Origin of the sequence: Streptomyces capoamus (assembly GCF_014654935.1) — a bacterium.
Taxonomy (GTDB): domain Bacteria; phylum Actinomycetota; class Actinomycetes; order Streptomycetales; family Streptomycetaceae; genus Streptomyces; species Streptomyces capoamus.
Map to the genome: position 1 here is coordinate 277,587 of NZ_BNBF01000008.1, position 3,350 is coordinate 280,936.

3 protein-coding genes are annotated in these 3,350 nt (G+C 73.9%); 2 read left to right on the top strand and 1 reads right to left on the bottom strand.

Annotation, left to right across the window (positions count from 1 at the left end; translation table 11 throughout):
* Nucleotides 1–957: NADH-quinone oxidoreductase subunit D (locus tag IE312_RS15760; protein ID WP_229899834.1), on the top strand; the 957-nt coding region annotated here is incomplete at its 5' end.
* 48 nt (nt 958–1,005) lie between these two features.
* Here IE312_RS15760 and IE312_RS15765 read toward each other — a convergent pair.
* The gene (locus IE312_RS15765) at nt 1,006–2,247 is read right to left on the bottom strand and encodes an SAM-dependent methyltransferase (RefSeq protein WP_189982205.1); all 1,242 of its coding nucleotides are present in this window, start codon (nt 2,245–2,247) and stop codon (nt 1,006–1,008) included.
* Nucleotides 2,248–2,365: 118 nt separating this feature from the next.
* On the opposite strand from IE312_RS15765, the gene IE312_RS15770 reads away from it, so the two are divergent.
* The coding region (locus IE312_RS15770) for a sensor histidine kinase (RefSeq protein WP_229899836.1) at nt 2,366–3,350 on the top strand (985 nt) is incomplete at its 3' end.

The following is a 3,350-nucleotide window of genomic DNA, read 5'->3' on the forward strand; positions in this document are numbered from 1 at the left end:
GCCCGCGACTACCGCCAGATCATCGTGCTCGCCAACCGCCACGACTGGCTGTCGGCGTTCTCGAACGAGCTGGGCGTGGTCCTCGCCGTCGAGCGGATGCTCGGCATGGAGGTCCCCGAGCGTGCGGTGTGGACGCGCACCCTGCTGGCCGAGCTGAACCGGGTGCTGAACCACCTGATGTTCCTCGGCTCCTACCCGCTGGAGCTGGGCGGGATCACGCCGGTGTTCTACGCGTTCCGGGAGCGCGAGGTGCTCCAGAACGTCATGGAGGAGGTCTCCGGCGGGCGCATGCACTACATGTTCAACCGCGTCGGCGGCCTCAAGGAGGACCTGCCGGCCGGCTGGACCGCCCGCGCGCGTGCCGCCGTCGCCGACGTGCGCTCCCGCATGGACGTCTTCGACGACCTGGTGCTCGGCAACGAGATCTTCCGGGGGCGCACGCGGGGCGTGGGCACGCTCGCGCCGGAGGCGGTGCACGCGTACGGCGTGAGCGGGCCCATCGCGCGCGGCTCGGGCGTCGACTTCGACCTGCGCCGCGACGAGCCGTACCTGGCGTACGGCGACCTCCAGGACACCCTGGAGGTGGTGACCCGGAGCGAGGGCGACTGCCTGGCCCGCTTCGAGGTGCTGCTGGCGCAGACCCACAACGCGCTGGACCTCGCCGACGCCTGCCTGGACCGGCTCGCCGAGCTGCCGCCCGGGCCGATCAACCAGCGGCTGCCGAAGGTGCTGAAGGCGCCCGAGGGCCACACGTACGCGTGGACCGAGAACCCGCTCGGGATCAACGGCTACTACCTGGTCAGCAAGGGCGAGAAGACGCCGTACCGGCTGAAGCTGCGCTCGGCCTCGTACAACAACATCCAGGCGCTGACCGAGCTGCTGCCGGGGACGCTGGTGGCGGACATGGTGGCGATCCTGGGGTCGATGTTCTTCGTGGTCGGCGACATCGACAAGTAGGCCGGCCGGGCGGACGGGGCCCGTGAGAGGGCCGTGGTCGGGTACGTCCTACCGGCCCGACGGGTCCCGCGGACGGCCCCGCTCCCACCGGTGCTCCAGGGGGTCGGGGATGCCGACCGGCTGGAGCAGCCAGCCGAAGTCGCCGAGACCGCCCGGCGCCGTCAGCTCGGCGGCCTCGCCCGCGCTCGCCAGCGCGCGCACATAGGCGGCGGGGTCCGTCGAGGCCAGCGCCAGCGGGGGGCGTGCGCCGGTGAGGTCGAGGGCGTGCAGAGCGGCGCGTTGCGTGAGGAGGCGCGCGGGAGCAAGCTCGCGCGCCGTTTCGGGGGACCCGTGCGTCGTGCCGGGCAGCGCCTGCGCCGCGTCGGGGGGCGTGTCTGGCGTGCGGGGCGCCGACGCAAGAGCCGCGTCCGCGCACATCTCGGCAGGATCGCGCGCCGCGTCGAAGGGCGTGCGGGGCGTGTCCGACGGTGCGTACGGCCGGCCGCCGGGCGCCGCCGCGCACGCGTCCAAGGCGACGTGCGCCGTGATGTCGCACGACCCGTCCGGCACAGGTGCCGTCTCGCGGCCCTCCCGGAAGCCGGTGAGCGTGCCGAACGGGGGACGGGTGTCCAGGGTGTGCGCGTAGTCCACGGCCACCGCCAGGCCCCGTGCCACCCGGTCCACGGCCGCCGCCCAGGCCCGGTCCCGGGGCAGTCCGATCTCCGCCCGCAGGCCCTCCTCGGCCGGCAGCGGCCACCAGCGAGCGAGCCAGTCCGCCGCCGCGCCCGTCACGGGCTCCCCGAGCCGCTCGGAACCGTCCTGTGCCACGAGCACCAGCCGGGGCACGCCCGCGCGATCCACCTCCGCGACGTCCACCGGCACGTTGTCCAGCCACTCGTTGGCGAACAGCAGCCCGGTGACCGCGTCCGGGAGGCGGCCCAGCCAGGTGATCCGCTCGTCCAGGCCGGCCGGGCGGTCGGCGATCTCCACGGCGTACGCCCGCACGCGTGCCGCCACGTCGGCCGGCAGCGCGGCGAGCACGGCGCCGACCAGCTCCCCCCGCCCGGCGCCCACGTCGACGAAGTCCAGAACCGCGGGCCGGCCCAGCGCCTCGTCGACCCGGCACAGCAGCCTGGCCACGGCCCGCGCGAAGAGGGGGGAGGCGTGCACGGACGTACGGAAGTGACCGGCCGGGCCCTCGGGACGCCGGTAGAAGCCACCGGGGCCGTACAGGGCCGCCCCGGCCGCCGCGCGCCAGCCGCGCGCTCCGGGCCGCGCGGCGGAGCCGTCCGTCGTCGTCTCATCCGTCACCGCACCAGACTAGGCACACAGATGATCACGGCATCCACCTTGCGGAGTACGCGCGCCGGACGCGGATCGGTCCTTCGGTTGACCCCCGCACTCATCTGTTTTCCCTACGCTGGGTTACGTGCAGCGCCTCTATGACTTCCTCCGCCGCCACCCGACCTGGGTCGACACCTTCTGGGCTGTCGCCCTGCTCGGGATCTCCGCGGTGAGCGTGGTCAACCTCGACGGGGTGCCGGGCCACCACGGAACCCTCGCCGAGGGGCTGGCCGTGTCCGCCGTCCTGGGCGTCGTCGTGGCGCTGCGCCGCCGGTTCCCCGAGCCCATGCTGGTCGTCGCCCTGGTGACCGGGCTGGCCCAGGTGGTCCTGGACATCGAGACGACCGTCTCCGACTTCGCCATGCTGGTGATCACCTACACGGTCGCGGCGGTCGGTGCGCGCTGGGCCTCCCGGCTCGCCCTCGCCGTCAGCCTCTGCGCGGCGGCCGTGGCCCAGATCCGCTGGCCGGCGGAGCACTCCAGCTTCGTCGGGCAGATCGCCATAGCCGTCTTCCAGACGGTGCCCTTCGCCCTCGCCTGGGTGCTCGGCGACTCCATGCGCACCCGGCGCGCCTACTTCGCCCAGCTGGAGGAGCGCGCGGCCCGTCTGGAGAAGGAGCGCGAGGCGCAGTCGAAGGTCGCGGTGGCCGCCGAACGCGCCCGCATCGCGCGCGAGCTGCACGACGTCGTCGCGCACAACGTGTCGGTGATGGTGGTGCAGGCCGACGGTGCCGCCTACGTCATGGACGCCGCACCCGACCAGGCGCGCAAGGCCCTGGAGACGATCTCCTCCACCGGCCGCCAGGCCCTGGCCGAGATGCGCCGCCTGCTGGGCGTGCTGCGCACCGGCGAGCACCAGGAGAGCGGGGAGTACGTCCCGCAGCCCGACGTCGAACAGATCGACGACCTCGTCGAGCAGTGCCGCAGTTCCGGCCTGCCGGTCGACTTCAAGGTGGAGGGCACCCCTCGCCCGCTGCCCAGCGGCGTGGAGCTGACCGCCTACCGGATCGTGCAGGAGGCGCTCACCAACACCCGCAAGCACGGCGGGCCCAACGCGGGCGCGAGCGTAC